The sequence below is a fragment of the Bacillus sp. OV322 genome (genome assembly GCF_900112495.1).
Lineage (GTDB): Bacteria > Bacillota > Bacilli > Bacillales > DSM-1321 > Peribacillus.
The window spans coordinates 572552-588027 of record NZ_FOMA01000001.1 but is presented as its reverse complement, the minus strand read 5'-3'; the positions used below and the strand labels follow the sequence as shown (position 1 = coordinate 588027).

Below are 15476 nucleotides of genomic sequence, written 5' to 3'. Positions count from 1 at the left end.
TCTTCAATTGTGACAATTTCATGATTTTTGCTTATACTTATACTTGAAACAGCCAAGAAAGGAATTGATTGAAATGGAATCCATCGTTTTTATTAACGGGAAAGTAAAATATCAGATTACCCTTGATCCCGGCGTCTGGATCTTTGATGACCGAAAGATTGAGATAGATACATATTTTTCAGAGGAAAAAACAGAGCGCAGCGGCGATGAAGAATATACTGCATCTGCTGCAAGGCATTGGCAAAAGGAAATACAGGAAGGGGCCACTCTCCCCCCTACTTTAAAAACAGAAAGAAAATTTGAGAAACAAAGACTTTTATCAGGCACATTTATAATTCCCTTTCAGCCATTCCTAAAAAATGCCGAACCTGATGAAAACGCTTCCGGAGTTACCGTAACAGCAGGCGGTAAAGAACATCATTTCACCATGCAAGAAGCCAGTAATTTCCTGCTTGGTTTCTCCGTGGACGGCAAACCCATCAAAGATGGCGGGCCTTTATATATTTACTTCGGCAATGGCACCAACCGGGATCAGCCAATAAGAAATGTTGTCTCATTTACTGTGAAATAAACTTAATTTTTTTACACTCTTAACAGCTCTATCACCGCAATCCATGCAGGATATAACTTTTAGACGGCGGCAAAGAAACCTTTCTTTGCCGCTTGCATGGAGAACAGCATTAAATGTTTTAATAAAAATACAGCTAAAGCAGTGTCGCAGCCAATTGGGCAAGTCCTGACCGCTCTCCTTTAATCAATTTCACATGCCCCGATATTTTTTGATCTTTAAATTTCTCAACCACATATGCAAGCCCATTATTATATTCATCCAGATATGGATGATCAATCTGCTCGGGGTCTCCCATCAATACAATTTTACTGCGGTCCCCGACCCTGGTAAGGATTGTTTTCACTTCATGCTTGGTTAAATTCTGGGCTTCATCAATAATAATGAATTGGTCCGGAATGCTTCGCCCCCTGATATATGTCAGCGCCTCGACCTCTATTGAACTCATCCCCGCAAGGATTGCGTCCAATTCCCCAGGCTTTTTAGTGTTGAACAAATACTCCAGATTATCAAAAATCGGCTGCATCCAGGGTCTCAGCTTTTCTTCTTTTTCACCAGGCAGGTAACCGATATCCTTTCCTACAGGCACTATCGGACGGGCAACAAGAAGCTTTTTATAGTGCCCCAGATCTTCCGTTTGCATAAGACCGGCTGCAAGTGCCATGAGTGTCTTGCCAGTTCCTGCTTTTCCAATCAACGTCACCAAAGGCAAGTCAGACCTCAGCAAGACCTCCATAGCCATTATTTGCTGTACATTCCTTGGTTTTATTCCCCACACATGCTCGCTGTCAAAGATCAGCTTTTTCACTTTTTTTGCCGTCCAGTCCATAATGCCCACTGCGGAAGATGATCCTCCGAGTTCGTCCTTCAGCAATATAAATTGGTTGGGATAGAAGGTTTGGTTTGAGTATTTAGCGATTTCCAGGTTACCCTGGACATAGAATGCATTCAATGCTTCAAGTGAAAGAAATAACTCCTGAAACCCGCTGTAAATATGGTCCATCTCCACAACACGGTCGTTTAAAAAATCCTGGGCATGCAGCCCAATAGCATCTGCTTTTACCCGTACCAGTGTATCTTTGCTGACTAATATGACAATTTTTCCGTTTTCCTTGCTTTCCTCTTCAAGCGATAAATTTTTGGCAACTGCCAGAATTCTGTTGTCATTTGTTTTTTCTATGAAAATTTCCTGAAGTTCATGAAAAGAACGGTGGTTTAATTCAATTCTGATAGTACCCCCATTGTGCAGGGGCACACTTTTATGAAGTTTTCCTTTTTCGCGGAAGCCATCAATTAATTTTGATACCTGCCGCGCATTTCTTCCTATTTCATCCATATATCTTTTTTTCGAATCCAATTCTTCAAGAACAACTGCCGGGATGACTACCTCGTTATCTTCAAATAAAAAAATGGAATAAGGATCCTGCAGCAAGACATTGGTATCTAAAACATATATTTTGTCCAATAATGAAGCCTCCCGCCTAATCGATTTCAGATGTCTCATTTTTCATCCTGTTCACAGGTGTATACAAAGGACGAGACTATTGATAAAATATATGTCGGTTCCGGGCAAGATAGAAGAAGAATTGTATGGTATATGGAAACAGGACTATTTTTGCCAAGTCTCCATTCAAAATGCTGGCTGCAGCAAAAAGGTGCAGGACTGCATGAAAAGCAGCAGAAAATGGGCTTCAATTAACTTCAGCCGCGCATTCCGGGCAGTGGAGGCTCTTGGGATATCCAAATATTCATCTGCTGATAAACATGTTATACTAAAGGTGGATGTCCATGTATATTCATCACTGATTTTTAATAAAAAAAGCCTAGCAAATCAGCGCAATTACTGCCGGGGAAAGAGGAATAATATATGAAAGTACAATGTGTAATCTGCGACAAAATTGAATCAATACCTGATTACTCTCCAGAAGCAAAGAAATTACGGAACCGCCCTATACATACTTATATGTGTGAAGAATGCCATTCACGAATAGAAGAAAGAACACAGAAGCGCATTGAGACTGGGAACTTCCGGCTGTACCGCTCTGTTACTCCCGAAGATGAATGGTAAAGTTGTGCAGTATGGCATTATGGCCGGCCTTGTTTCCGGCTTTTTTCTTGGATTTTTAATGAAAGCAATCGAAAATGTCACCAATGAAAATATCTATAGGCTTCTTCTCGATACGAAGTTCATTCCTGTAATCGGAAAAATCCCGTGGAGGGAAATGACCCAATTCCTATTCCATCTCCTGCTGTCTGCCGTACTTGGCATTCTTTATTTTTTTATATTATATCAATGGAAAATCTGCTCATTACATGGAAAGTATGTAACCTCTCTTCTTATAATCATTCCTTTAATTTTTGCATATTTCCCTTTATCATCGCTTTCTTCCCTTCCTAAACCTCAGACTAATAATATGACAGCATTCGGTTTATGGGCAATCTCCCACCTTTTATATGCATGCTTATTGCCTATGCTGGCTTCTTTTAAACAGAATAACTAAAAACCCATACAGAAGAACCTGTACGGGTTTTTAGTTATTCTTCATTATAATTTTTGTATTTGTCAGGCTCTGCCACAATTTGTTCAAGCAATGCCTCAATTAATTCAACAGGAAACCGGTGCCGTTTTTTTTCACCGCCTGCTAACACATCGACAAAATAAAATGGTCCGTTTTTCTCCAGATTACTAACTGATGCATCGTAATCTTCCTTCAGCCTGGCTTCAAAAAATGCCTTTGTTTCTTGAGCAGCCATGTCATCCAGTCTGGCGTCGCACACCACTTTAATGGTCAGCCAATTATAAAGAGCATCCTGCAGGGACTGCATGATTAAGCCTGCTCTCGCTTATTATGATTACGAAGCCGGAACCTGTATATGCCTAGAACAAGGGCCGCTATTACAAGGCCCTCACCCATTGGCAGAAAAACGCCCAAGAAGGATAGAAGTGTACATCCAAGAGCCATTACCGCATAAATGACAATATTTTTTAACAGCGGCAGCTTTTTTGCAAAACCCAGCTGATATACGATTATACAAAGGGCTAAAATCGTCAGATACAAAAACCACATTCCTGTTTCAGGAAATTCGTCAACTCTGTATAATGCAGCAAAAAACGATAAATGCTCATGGACACCCATGCTTCTTCCTCCCTAAACGTACGTATTAGTTGGCTTCAGCCATTTTTTTCTTTTTGGCAAACTTTTCGCGTTCGTTCTTATCAAGGATTTTTTTGCGAAGGCGGATTGATTCTGGCGTTACTTCGCAATATTCATCGTCATTCAGATATTCAAGTGATTCTTCCAGTGACATGATTTTAGGTTTTTTCATAGAAGTTGTCTGATCTTTATTGGCAGAACGCATATTAGTCATTTGTTTTGCCTTTACGATATTAACAGTCAAATCACTCTCACGGTTATGTTCGCCGACAATCATTCCTTCATAAATGTCTGTTCCTGGCTCTATAAAGATTACGCCGCGGTCCTCAACCTGCATAGTTCCATATTGAGTTGTTTTTCCTGTTTCCATAGAAACAAGAACACCCTGCCTTCTTCCGCCAACCTGACCAGCTTGCATAGGCTGATAGCTATCAAATGTATGGTTCATGATTCCGTAGCCTCTTGTGATTGTAAGGAACTCTGTTGAGTAACCGATTAGTCCGCGAGCAGGCACGTTAAAGATCAGGCGGACCTGGCCGCTGCCATTATTGATCATATCAAGCAATTCACCTTTACGGGCGCCGATAGACTCCATGATGGATCCAGTATGCTCTTCAGGAACGTCAATTTGAACACGTTCAACCGGTTCACAGCGTACACCGTCAATAACACGGACAATTACTTCAGGTTTAGATACTTGAAGCTCGTAGCCTTCACGTCTCATGTTTTCAATAAGGATGGAAAGGTGAAGCTCTCCGCGTCCAGAAACAATCCATACATCAGGTGAATCTGTATTTTCAACACGCAAGCTTACATCTGTCTGTAATTGAACCTTTAATCTTTCCTCGATTTTGCGGGCCGTTACAAATTTACCTTCACGTCCTGCAAATGGGCTATTGTTAACAAGGAAAGTCATTTGAAGGGTTGGTTCATCGATTCGAAGAACAGGCAGTGCTTCCTGATGTTCAACAGGAGTGACAGTTTCACCGACATTAATGTCTTCCATTCCTGAAACTGCAATTAAGTCGCCTGCAAATGCTTCTTCAATCTCAACCTTTTTCAAACCGCTGAAACCAAAAATTTTCGTAACACGGAATTGTTTCACGCTGCCATCAAGTTTCATAAGAGCAACCTGCTGTCCTACATGCATTTTTCCGCGGAAAACACGGCCAACACCGATACGGCCAACATAGTCATTGTAATCAAGAAGCGCAACCTGGAATTGAAGCGGCTCATCGCTGTTATCTACTGGAGCAGGAATATTTGCGATAATTGCTTTAAATAATGAAGACATATCCTCTTCCTGTTTTGATGGATCAGGATCCGGGCTTGCAGTACCTTGGATGGCTGAAGCATAGATAACCGGGAATTCAAGCTGTTCTTCTTCTGCACCTAATTCAATGAAAAGATCCAATACCTCATCAATTACTTCTTCAGGACGTGCAGAGTCTTTATCAATTTTATTTACTACAACAATTGGAGTAAGCTTTTGTTCAAGAGCTTTCTTAAGAACAAAACGAGTCTGAGGCATGCAGCCTTCATAGGCATCAACAACTAAAAGAACGCCGTCTACCATTTTCATGATACGTTCCACTTCTCCGCCAAAGTCAGCATGTCCTGGAGTATCCAGGATATTGATTCTTGTATCTTTATATTGAACAGCTGTATTTTTCGCAAGAATGGTGATTCCCCGTTCTCTTTCAAGATCGTTGGAATCCATAGCGCGTTCTTCTACATGTTCATTCGCACGAAAAGTACCTGATTGCTTCAAAAGTTCGTCAACCAAAGTTGTTTTACCATGGTCAACGTGGGCAATAATTGCTATATTTCGAATATCATTACGAGATTTCAAAAAATTCACTCCTAATAGTGGTTAGTTTAAATGTTATTATCGTACCATTAACTTACATATTATATCACAAACATAGTAGAAACCAAGCACGAAATTTTGTACAATGTAATTAATATCAGATTTACTACACTAATGAGGTGAGAAAATGAATATAAAATGGAGTTTCCTTTTGTTAGCTCTTCTGGCTGTCGCAAGCATCAGCTGGATAGGCATTTCTATTGCCGAACAAAGCATTGCCGGGGTAATCATCAGTATTTTGGCCCTGTTTATTATAATGGGCTATGGATTTTCATTAAAAAGGAAAATGCGGCAAAAAGAAAAATTATAAAGAGCTGCGATCAATCAATATTGACTTGACTGTTTTTTTAAAAAAATATATGTAAACGCTTTGTTCCCAGGGTATATTACGCTAACTTCCTCATTGCTAAAGGCTGCCGTTATAACCGGCAGCCCCTGTGTTTTATTATGGGTCCTCTGTATTACAGGTTTGAAAGATATTTCTCAGTTATCAGCTGATGCAGGCCGGGTTTCGAAACAAAAAGCGAGTTACCTTTTAAGTAATCAAGCTTTTCCCCAGTCATTGTGGTTACTTCTCCGCCAACTTCTTCTATTAAGATGGCCCCGCCTGCAAAGTCCCAGGGTGCAAGCCTCATCGACATGTAGGCATCAAGCCTCCCGGCAGCTACAAATGCCATTTCCAGTGCGGCTGATCCGTAAGAACGGGTCCCCCGGACATCCCTTACAAGCGGTGCCAAAATAGATGGATCAATTTTTTTATTTTCAGTCACCCAGGTAGCATTTAAAGACAAAATGGCTTCATTAACTGGAACAGCTTTTAGCGGAGGAAGCTTCACATCATTCATGAATGCTCCTTCCCCTCTGATAGTATGGTAAAGTTCATCATGGACAACATCATATACAAGCCCTATTTTGCCCATCCCATTTTCAAGGATTCCGATAGAAATTGCAAAATTCCTTTGCTGATGTACAAAGTTCATTGTGCCGTCAATCGGATCGATTACCCAGACAATACCTGTAAGATCGCTCACATCACTGCACATTCCCTCTTCACCGAGTATTTGGTGGCCGGGAAAAGTTTCTGTGATTTTTTCCAGAAAAAATTGTTCGGTTTCTTTATCCATATTTGTCACTAAGTCATTGGGATTCGATTTGGTGGAAATATTCAATTTGTGTTCAAAAGAAGATTTTATACGTTCTCCAGCTTCTTTTATCCAGGTTTTTGCATATGTATCAATTTCTTTTAAGTTTGCCATTATTTAAGCCTCCGCCTGATTTGATTAACAAGCCATATACGTTTATCTTTTAGAATTATTCCGCTTTTATCCCGTGTTATTTCTGGGATTATTTGAGCGCCTCTGCATCAAATGCTACCTAAAGATTATAGGAAAGGCCATTGGGCTTCAAGTTTTTCTTCCCAGCATCTTGTAAAAACACCTTAATTAAGAATATAAAAGACGGACACATCCAGAATGTAATCAGAGTGTCCGCCATCTAATGAAATTTTTCATCAATAAATCTTTTCATCTTAGGATAATTTTCTCCTTCATTTTGGCGGGCATTGAGGTTTTAGGTTAAAGGGCTTTGAGCCTTAACAGTTCAAGACGAATTCTTTCAAGTTTTTGTTTGCACTGGCTTTTCTTTTGTTCATTTTCTTCGCCAATTGCTTCAAACAGTGTGGCTAATTCATAATCCATTTCCATTCTTAAAACAGCTGTTCTATGTTTTTCAACTTCCTTGGCTTTTAAGGACTGATTCATTACTTGTTTCATGATTGTCGTACTCCCTTCAATAATTGACTAAATTTTCTGATATATTTTTATTTTATAGTATGATTTCTTTAGCAGAATCGCAACAAAATTGTGCTCTTTACCTTCATGGAAATTATGTTCCGCAAAGGATTGTATGCTTTCTCTTTTCTTCCTCTATATGCTACAATATGCAACAGATGAAATAAGCAGGAGGATCATTATGAATATATCTGGATTTACTGCAGCTGATTATAATGTATTTAAAATAGATGGACTGGATCCAAGAATGGAAGCACTAAAGAATCGGATACAGCCAAAGCTTCGCCAATTGGGCGACTATTTTTCGAAAGAGCTGACTGAACTGACAGGAGATGAAATGTTTCCCCATGTTGCGAAGCATATGAGGAGAACCATTAATCCTCCAAACGACACCTGGGTTGCTATTTCACGAAACAGCCGGGGCTACAAAATGATGCCTCACTTTCAGATTGGATTGTGGGGAACCCATATGTTTGTATGGTTTGCCGTCATTTACGAAGCTCCTGATAAAGCACAATACGGATTGACACTTGAGAATAATGCCGAAACGATTAAAGATTCCATCCCCGGACACTTTGTATGGTCCATTGATCACACAAAGCCGGATGTAATTCCTCATTCCAGCCTTTCCCTTGATGATATGACATCCATGTTTCAAAGGCTGCAGACTGTTAAGAAGGCTGAAATCCTGTGCGGCATCCAAATTTCACGCGAAGATGCCGTTTCACTTTCAGATGAATCATTTATTAAACGTATTCAAGAATCATTTGAAGTTTTAATACCCTTATATAAATTATATTAAACAACAAACTAATACCCAATAAACATTAAAGCAGCTAAAAAGGGGCCAGCTTAAAGCCCCCCCCTAATTAGCTGCTCATTGCCTTGCCCCTGCCATTTTCGCCGCAGAAATGAGACGGCTGATTTCTTTATATTCCTCCCTCTCCAGGCAATCAATTATTTTGCTGCCAACGATTACACCATCACAGTATTTTGACAGTTCCTTTACTTGTTCAGCACTGGAAATGCCAAATCCCGCCAGAACAGGCACCCCGCTTGCTTTTTTTACTTTTTCGAGATATGGCCCTGCTTCCATACCGAAATCATTGCGCACTCCTGTTGTCCCCTTTACGGTAACCGCATAAAGGAAACCCTCAGCCCTTTCTGCTATTTTCTTAATTCGCTGTTCAGTGCTCGTAAGCGTAACAAGTCTAATCAGCACTATGCCCGCTTCCTTTAAATGGCCCGATATAATCTCTTCTTCTTCAATCGGCAAATCAGGAACTATGCAGCCATCCACTCCAGCTGATTTGCAGTCATTTACAAAACGTTTTGCACCATAAACAAGAATGGAATTCATATAAGCCATCAGAATAACCGGTATTCTGATTTCTCCCTTGATTTCTTTCAATTTGTCCAGAATTTTTTTTAATGTGGTTCCCTCCTGTAAAGCTCGAATACCAGCCCGCTGGATAACTGGGCCATCTGCTACAGGATCTGAAAAAGGTATGCCTAATTCGACTGCGTCAGCACCTTCTGCTTCAAAAAACTGCAAATGGGATTTCAGCTTTTCCAGCCCTCCGTCCCCTGCCATAATATAAGGGATAAATGCCTTTTCTCCTTTTTGCTGCACGGCCATCATTGATTTCTCAACACGATTATTATTCATTTTCTTTTCCCCCTATAGCAGCATGGATTTGCTCTACATCTTTGTCTCCTCTTCCTGATAAACAGACCACAATACCTTCCTCTTTCTTCATAGAAGACGCAAGCTGAAGGGCATAAGAGATGGCATGGGCACTTTCTAGTGCTGGAATGATTCCTTCTTTTTTAGACAGGATCATGAAAGCTTCAAGTGCTTCCCCGTCTGTAACAGATGTATATGAAACTCTATCTATATCTTTTAAATAACAATGTTCTGGACCTACACCCGGATAATCCAATCCAGCTGATATGGAGTGTGCTTCCTGAATTTGTCCATCTTCATTTTGCAAAACATACATTAATGAACCATGAAGCACTCCCTTTGTTCCTTTAGTCAGTGATGCTGCATGAAGGCCCGTATCCAGTCCATTCCCGGCAGCTTCTACTCCTATCAGCTTCACATCAGCATCCTCTATAAAAGGGTAAAACATTCCCATTGAATTGCTGCCCCCTCCGATGCAGGCGACAATAGCATCCGGAAGCCTGCCTTCCTGGCTCAGATATTGTGTCTTAGTTTCATTGCCGATTACACTCTGAAAATCCCTTACTATAACTGGGAAAGGATGAGGACCAAGCACAGAACCCATTATGTAATGAGTGTCCTCAACATTTGCTACCCAATATCTCAATGCCTCATTGACTGCATCTTTCAGCGTGGCGCTTCCTCCATCAACAGGAATTACTTTTGCTCCAAGGAGCTCCATCCGGAATACATTCAGTTTTTGCCTTTTAACATCCTCTCTCCCCATAAAAATGATGCATTCAAGATCAAGCAAGGCACAAACAGTCGCTGTTGCCACCCCATGCTGCCCGGCTCCAGTCTCGGCAACCATCTTCTTTTTGCCCATTTTAAGAGCAAGAAGCGCCTGTCCGATTGTATTATTGATTTTGTGTGCACCTGTATGATTTAAATCTTCACGCTTCAGATATATTTTTGCCCCCCCTGCCAATTCAGTCAGGTTTTTTGCAAAATAAAGCGGATTTTCCCTGCCGATATATTGCTTTAGATAATAATTCAATTCTCTTTGAAATTCCGCGTCCCTTTTTGCTTCTTCATAAACCTCTTCTAGTTCCTTAACTGCTGCCATTAATGTTTCAGGTACAAAACGTCCCCCAAATGCTCCATAATGTCCATTGTTGTCAGGCTGTATATATGTTTTCATTTGATAATCCCCTCTCTGCTTCCTCTTTTTGCGTTTCTAACAAATGCCTTGATTTTCCCGGTATCCTTAACACCGTCTGTTTCTACACCGCTGGATACATCCACGGCAAAAGGCCGTACTGTTATTATGGCTTCTTCCACATTTTCCGGTGTAAGCCCCCCTGCAAGGAAGAGTTCACTTAAAGGAAAGTCACTCATGGCTAATCTCTTCCAGTCCAGAGTTCCCTTAGCAGCTGATTTGGGACGGTCCAGCAAAAAATGGCTTGCAGGGTAACCGCTGACACCGCTAAAATTATACTCAGTGTTCAGAGATATTGCCTTTATAACCGGAAAAGGAAGAGAACCTGCAAATTCTTCGGATTCCTCTCCGTGGAGCTGAACATAATCAAGGCCAGCTAAATAGTAAGTTTCTACTATTTCTTCGTATGGCTGATTCATGAAAACCCCGATTTTTTTAACCCTGCCATCAATTTTAGAGATAATCCTGCCTGCATCCAATGGGGAAATACGGCGCTTTCCTTCTGCAAAAATGAAACCTAGGTAATCTGCGCCTGCCAATGCTGCTGCCTGTGCTGCTTCAAAAGTTCTAATGCCGCAAATTTTGACTTTCATAGCCATCACTCCTTCAGAAACTGACCTGGAAGCTGCTCAGTATGTTTTTTAAATCCCCCGATTTCATTAGCGTTTCTCCTACAAGTATTCCTCTTGCTCCTGCTTCCTTGACTCTTTTCACATCATCTTCTGACCTTATCCCGCTTTCGGAGATGATGAATTTTCCCGAAGAACTTAGCTCCTTCGCGAGTTTTTCTGTTATCCCCAAATCCACTTGAAAGGTTTTTAGATTCCGATTGTTGATTCCGATTAACTCAGGATCAATGAGCATGGCTCTTTCCAGTTCTTCCTCATCATGAACTTCTGTCAGTACTTCCAGATTTTTAGATTTTGCATATAGATATAATTCCTTTAATCTCTCTATTGGAAGGGCGGCGGCAATCAGAAGGATCAGATTGGCTCCCGCAGCCTTTGCCCTGTCAATCTGGATTTCATCAATTATGAAATCCTTGCATAGTACAGGCACCTGAACAGCTGCTCTAACATTTTTCAGGTCTTCAATCGAACCTTTAAAAAAGGTTGTATCTGTAAGCACTGAAATTGCAGATGCCCCGTACTTTTCATATTTTTTTGCCTGCTCTGATGGATTTGCATCACTTTTTATATCCCCCTTTGATGGAGATGCCCTTTTAATTTCTGCGATTATTGAGACTGTTTTAGAGGATTGCAGTCTTTTAATTAAAGACTTGTTTTCTGGCATTTCATCTATCTGATACATGATGCCGGATTGCTTTAATAATGCAACTTCAATCTTTTTTTGCTCGATGATCTTTAATAAAATATTTTCCATTTATATGACCGCCTTATTTTTCTGACTGTAGGCAATAAGCAATTGCAGCTTCTCAAGCGCCTGTCCGCTTTGTATGCTTTCTCTTGCCAGCTGAATTCCCCCGGCAATGGAATTTGCTCTCCCATTTGCGTATATGCCTATCCCTGAGTTCAGCAAGACTGTATCGAGACAGGGCCCCTTTACACCGCGCAGAACGCTCAGCAGGATTTCGCTATTCTCCTTTGAGCCGCCTCCCCTGATAGCTTCATTGGAATATACCGGAAGGCCGACCTCTTCAGGATGAACGGTAAAGGATGTCATTCTTCCATTTTCAAGTAAAACCAGGCTGTTCTCTCCTTGGAGGCTGGCTTCATCCATATTTCCTGCTCCTGTAAGCACCACTGCTCTTTTTCTTCCCAGTTTATTTAGAACGGATGCCATAAGTCCAAGCAGATCCTTTCGGTAAACACCCAGAAGCTGTGAATCGAGATTGACTGGATTCGTTAGCGGGCCAATGATATTAAAGACCGTGGAAACCTTAAGCTCTCTTCTTATTTTCATTATCCGCCTTGTTTTTGGCTGTATAGAGGGAGCAAACAAAAAGGTAATGCCCGCTTCCTCCAATAGCTCCTCTATTTGGCCAGTTCCCAGTTCCAGGTTTACTCCGAGCTCTTCCAGTACATCTGCACTTCCCGTTTTGCTTGAAACACTGCGGTTTCCGTGTTTGGCAATCTTTATTCCTGCTCCAGCGAGTACAAAAGCAGATGCTGTGCTGATATTGAAGCTTTGTGACCCGTCCCCTCCTGTACCGCAATTATCCATAATATTTTCTTGAGAGGTTTTAATTTTGACTGCATGCTGCCTGAGCACCTTCACAAGGCTTGCAATTTCTTCAGCAGTTTCTCCCTTCGATTTCAATGCGATTAAAAAAGCAGCAATTTCGCTTTCGCTGATTTCATCTGAAAAAAGCGATTGGGCTGCAAGCATCATTTCTTTCTCGTTCAGCGGATGCTGGCTTGATAGCTTTTCAAGATACTGTTTCAAAATGATTCTCCTCCCTTGCTTGAATGATGAATTTATGGAGCATGCTTTTACCCGTTTTAGTGCCTATAGATTCAGGGTGGAACTGGAGCCCGAATACTGGAAAATCCACATGCCTGATCGCCATGATTTCACCATCATCAGCAGCATTGGCTGTCACAGTTAATTCTGCAGGCATACTTTTTTCATCAATTACCAAAGAGTGATATCTCATGACTGAAACATTCTTATCCTGCTGTTTAAACAAGTCAGTGCCGTCATGTTTAATCAAGGATGCTTTTCCATGAATGATTCTTTTTGCTTCTACAACCCTTGCACCAAATGCCGCACCAATCGCCTGATGTCCCAGGCAAATTCCCAAAATCGGGATTTTTTTATGAAAGTGCTGTATTAACTCAATGCAGATACCGGCATTTTCTGGCCGGCCGGGCCCTGGAGAAATCACGATGGCCTGCGGTTTCAGCGCTTCAATTTCATTTAGTGTTATGCAATCATTTCTTCTCACAAGAATATCCGGCTCGAATTCACCTAAATATTGAAATAGATTAAAAGTGAAAGAGTCATAATTATCAATCAATAAAATCATGAACGGTACACCTCCATTAAAGCTTTTGCTTTATTTTTCGTTTCCTCATATTCCTTTTCCGGGTCTGAATCATATACAATACCTGCACCAGCCTGAATAAATGCCCGGTTATCTTTCACTACCATCGTCCTGATGGCAAGGGCCATATCCAAATTTCCGCCGAATCCGATATAGCCGATTGAACCCGCGTATACCCCTCTTTTACGGTTTTCAAAGGTATTGATAAGCTGCATGGCCCGAATCTTCGGTGCTCCGGATACCGTTCCAGCCGGCAGACAGGCTATCAATGCCTTAAGGCTGCTTGTGCCTTCCTTTAACTGGCCCTTTACCTTTGAAGCAATATGCATCACATGCTGAAATCTTTCAATGGTCATCTCAGAAGCAAGTGACACAGAACCTATCTTACTGACCTTTCCCACATCATTTCTGGCAAGATCAACCAGCATCCTGTGTTCCGCGAGTTCTTTTTCGTCATTAAGCAGCTCAATTTCAAGCTCCATATCCTCTTTCTCTGTTTTCCCTCTTGGCCTTGTTCCGGCTATGGGATTGGCAGTCAATTCATTTCCTCTCACGCTTATCAGGCTTTCGGGAGATGATCCCAGTATGGTGTAATCTCTGAACTCGATATAAAACATATATGGAGATGGATTAGAAAGCCTCAAGCGCCGGTATGCCCTGAACGGGTTTCCATGAAACCCTGATTCAAAGCGCTGAGAAAGAACAACCTGAAAAACCTCTCCAGCAACAATCGCTTCTTTGGCCATATTGACCATATTTGTAAATTGTTCTTTTGAATAGTTAGATTCAAAGATCAAATCTTTCAAGACTTCATCATCCATTTTTGGAAGAGGCCTATTAAGCACTTCTTTCATCTCCCTGAACCTGCCCATGCTATCTTCGTCCCGTGTTACTAAATGGATGACTTGAAGGATGTGATCAAATATATACATTTCATCGTAGATAAGAAAATGGGCATCTGGCATTTTAAGGTCATCCAAAGGCTGAGCCCCAATATCTTCATATTGGCGAATTGCGTCATATCCTAAATATCCGACGGCCCCTCCCGTAAAGGGGAGCTCCGGAACATCTTTCGATTCCATTTCTACCGCCATATGTTTTTCCAGAAAGTCAATCATGGTTTCTCTTCTCAAATCCTGATGCTGTTTTTTATGATCAGAAATTCGCAGTTCCTCTCCAAACGATGCTGCCTCGCAAAATGGATTGCAGCCAATATAAGAATACCTGCCATGATCGTGATGCGCCTGTGAACTTTCCAGCAGAAATTTATTTTCGCCTTCCAGTTTTTGAAAAATGGAGACGGGTGTATGGATATCTCCGTCAACTGTTTCTATCTTAAAAGGATTTTTTTGTGTCGAATAATTGGTTTTCATTTTCTCCCGCCTTTTCTACATTCAAATGATCTTAGTAACTGGAAGTAACTAAAATGAAACAAAAAAAGTCCTCTGCAAACACAAAATAGTGTTTGCAGAGGACGATTAATTACCGCGGTGCCACCTCAGGTTGGAAAGCTATAAAGCCTTCCCTCTTTTCAGGTACAGGAAAAATTCCGATACCCTATCCTTTTAACGGCGGAAACCGGGTTCCTCTACTTTCATTTTCAAGGAACCTCTCATAAGCCCATTCATTTTGCCATATCACACCGGGTCTCACCATAACCGGCTCTCTGTTGTGCATCTGACAAAATTACTCCTCTTATTCAGCGATTTATCTATTATACATATTCAAGGTCTGTTAATTTTTGCTGATTTCTTTCTCATGTTCTTGATCCCGGCTGCAGTGTATCCCTAATGTCCTTTTGCCGCAAAATGCAAGCTGCTTCAGTCATATTCAGGTCAAACATTAACAATGAGTTTCAGCACATCCCCGTTTTAAAAAAACGCAAAAAGGGCCCTCATCCAAAAGGACGAGGAACCCGTGGTACCACCTTTAATTAGCTTAAAAAGCTCACTTTACAGCATCATGATTAAATGCCTGTCTCGGGTAACGATGAGACGGTCCGCCAAAGCCTACTTCCGCTGCCGGTTTCAGTTTGGAGCTCAGAAGCCCATTCGCTTAACCATTCACACCGGTTTGCACCAGCCACCGGCTCTCTTCAGTGAATGAAGTAAGTTACTCTTCTTCTTCAACGCTTTGCATCTAGTTTTCTTGTTTTTAATAATAGAACTATCCGCCCCAATTTGTCAATAGTTTTTTTAAAA

General features: G+C 41.2%; 19 protein-coding genes and 2 other annotated features. Of the genes, 6 read left to right on the top strand and 13 right to left on the bottom strand.

Annotated elements, in window-relative coordinates:
• Positions 1-43: 43 nt before the first annotated feature.
• Positions 44-571 (top strand): peptidyl-prolyl cis-trans isomerase, encoded by a 528-nt coding sequence (locus tag BM126_RS02945; protein WP_371261392.1) that lies wholly within the window; start codon positions 44-46, stop codon positions 569-571.
• A gap of 133 nt (positions 572-704) precedes the next feature.
• Here the strand turns inward: BM126_RS02945 and BM126_RS02940 are convergent, their stop codons facing one another.
• Positions 705-2033 carry a PhoH family protein gene (locus tag BM126_RS02940; RefSeq protein WP_090987972.1) on the bottom strand — a complete coding sequence of 443 codons (1329 nt, stop codon included), beginning with the start codon at positions 2031-2033 and terminating at the stop codon, positions 705-707.
• A gap of 30 nt (positions 2034-2063) precedes the next feature.
• Here BM126_RS02940 and BM126_RS21845 point away from each other — a divergent pair, with 30 nt between their 5' ends.
• The 3 genes from BM126_RS21845 (at position 2064) to BM126_RS02925 (ending at position 3069) form a co-directional block, all read left to right on the top strand.
• Positions 2064-2267 carry a hypothetical protein gene (locus BM126_RS21845; protein ID WP_141770022.1) on the top strand — a complete coding sequence of 68 codons (204 nt, stop codon included), beginning with the start codon at positions 2064-2066 and terminating at the stop codon, positions 2265-2267.
• Positions 2268-2435: 168 nt separating this feature from the next.
• Positions 2436-2636, top strand: a complete 201-nt coding sequence (locus tag BM126_RS02930) for a YlaI family protein (protein ID WP_071352845.1) — start codon at positions 2436-2438, stop codon at positions 2634-2636.
• Complete coding sequence (locus tag BM126_RS02925) at positions 2626-3069, top strand: hypothetical protein (RefSeq protein WP_090987968.1); 444 nt, start codon at positions 2626-2628, stop codon at positions 3067-3069. The genes BM126_RS02930 and BM126_RS02925 overlap by 11 nt, the downstream gene beginning before the upstream one ends.
• A gap of 34 nt (positions 3070-3103) precedes the next feature.
• Here BM126_RS02925 and BM126_RS02920 read toward each other — a convergent pair whose 3' ends face one another.
• The 3 genes from BM126_RS02920 to typA are packed head-to-tail and all read right to left on the bottom strand — an operon-like array spanning position 3104 to position 5575.
• Entirely contained in the window at positions 3104-3394 is a 291-nt protein-coding gene (locus BM126_RS02920; RefSeq protein ID WP_090987966.1) for a hypothetical protein, read from the bottom strand.
• A gap of 2 nt (positions 3395-3396) precedes the next feature.
• Positions 3397-3705, bottom strand: coding sequence for a YlaH-like family protein (locus tag BM126_RS02915; RefSeq protein ID WP_090987965.1), 309 nt, complete (start codon positions 3703-3705; stop codon positions 3397-3399).
• A gap of 25 nt (positions 3706-3730) precedes the next feature.
• Complete coding sequence (gene typA / locus BM126_RS02910; RefSeq protein ID WP_090987963.1) at positions 3731-5575, bottom strand: translational GTPase TypA; 1845 nt, start codon at positions 5573-5575, stop codon at positions 3731-3733.
• A gap of 145 nt (positions 5576-5720) precedes the next feature.
• Here typA and BM126_RS02905 point away from each other — a divergent pair, with 145 nt between their 5' ends.
• Positions 5721-5903 (top strand): YlaF family protein, encoded by a 183-nt coding sequence (locus BM126_RS02905; protein ID WP_090987960.1) that lies wholly within the window; start codon positions 5721-5723, stop codon positions 5901-5903.
• A 151-nt stretch (positions 5904-6054) separates the two neighbouring features.
• Here the strand turns inward: BM126_RS02905 and BM126_RS02900 are convergent, their stop codons facing one another.
• Positions 6055-6849 (bottom strand): inositol monophosphatase family protein, encoded by a 795-nt coding sequence (locus BM126_RS02900; RefSeq protein ID WP_090987958.1) that lies wholly within the window; start codon positions 6847-6849, stop codon positions 6055-6057.
• A gap of 318 nt (positions 6850-7167) precedes the next feature.
• Positions 7168-7365, bottom strand: coding sequence for a hypothetical protein (locus tag BM126_RS02895; protein ID WP_071352852.1), 198 nt, complete (start codon positions 7363-7365; stop codon positions 7168-7170).
• A 199-nt stretch (positions 7366-7564) separates the two neighbouring features.
• Between BM126_RS02895 and BM126_RS02890 the strand changes: the two genes are divergently transcribed.
• Positions 7565-8185 carry a YktB family protein gene (locus BM126_RS02890; RefSeq protein ID WP_090987956.1) on the top strand — a complete coding sequence of 207 codons (621 nt, stop codon included), beginning with the start codon at positions 7565-7567 and terminating at the stop codon, positions 8183-8185.
• Positions 8186-8260: 75 nt separating this feature from the next.
• On the opposite strand, the gene trpA is transcribed toward BM126_RS02890, so the two are convergent.
• The 7 genes from trpA to trpE are packed head-to-tail and all read right to left on the bottom strand — an operon-like array spanning position 8261 to position 14648.
• Complete coding sequence (gene trpA / locus BM126_RS02885) at positions 8261-9052, bottom strand: tryptophan synthase subunit alpha (protein WP_090987954.1); 792 nt, start codon at positions 9050-9052, stop codon at positions 8261-8263.
• Complete coding sequence (trpB, locus tag BM126_RS02880; RefSeq protein ID WP_090987952.1) at positions 9045-10250, bottom strand: tryptophan synthase subunit beta; 1206 nt, start codon at positions 10248-10250, stop codon at positions 9045-9047. The genes trpA and trpB overlap by 8 nt, the downstream gene beginning before the upstream one ends.
• Positions 10247-10861: a phosphoribosylanthranilate isomerase gene (locus BM126_RS22715; RefSeq protein ID WP_090987950.1), complete on the bottom strand. Its 615-nt coding sequence runs from the start codon at positions 10859-10861 to the stop codon at positions 10247-10249. Before BM126_RS22715 ends, trpB begins: the two co-directional genes overlap by 4 nt.
• Positions 10862-10874: 13 nt before the next feature.
• Positions 10875-11651, bottom strand: a complete 777-nt coding sequence (gene trpC, locus BM126_RS22710) for an indole-3-glycerol phosphate synthase TrpC (RefSeq protein WP_090987948.1) — start codon at positions 11649-11651, stop codon at positions 10875-10877.
• Positions 11652-12674, bottom strand: coding sequence for an anthranilate phosphoribosyltransferase (trpD, locus tag BM126_RS02865; RefSeq protein ID WP_177201290.1), 1023 nt, complete (start codon positions 12672-12674; stop codon positions 11652-11654).
• Positions 12658-13257: an anthranilate synthase component II gene (locus BM126_RS02860; RefSeq protein ID WP_090987946.1), complete on the bottom strand. Its 600-nt coding sequence runs from the start codon at positions 13255-13257 to the stop codon at positions 12658-12660. The genes trpD and BM126_RS02860 overlap by 17 nt, the downstream gene beginning before the upstream one ends.
• Positions 13254-14648 carry an anthranilate synthase component I gene (trpE, locus tag BM126_RS02855; protein WP_090987944.1) on the bottom strand — a complete coding sequence of 465 codons (1395 nt, stop codon included), beginning with the start codon at positions 14646-14648 and terminating at the stop codon, positions 13254-13256. Before trpE ends, BM126_RS02860 begins: the two co-directional genes overlap by 4 nt.
• A 94-nt stretch (positions 14649-14742) precedes the next feature.
• Positions 14743-14987, bottom strand: a binding site (T-box leader).
• A 187-nt stretch (positions 14988-15174) separates the two neighbouring features.
• Positions 15175-15413 (bottom strand) — a binding site (T-box leader).
• Positions 15414-15476: the final 63 nt, after the last annotated feature.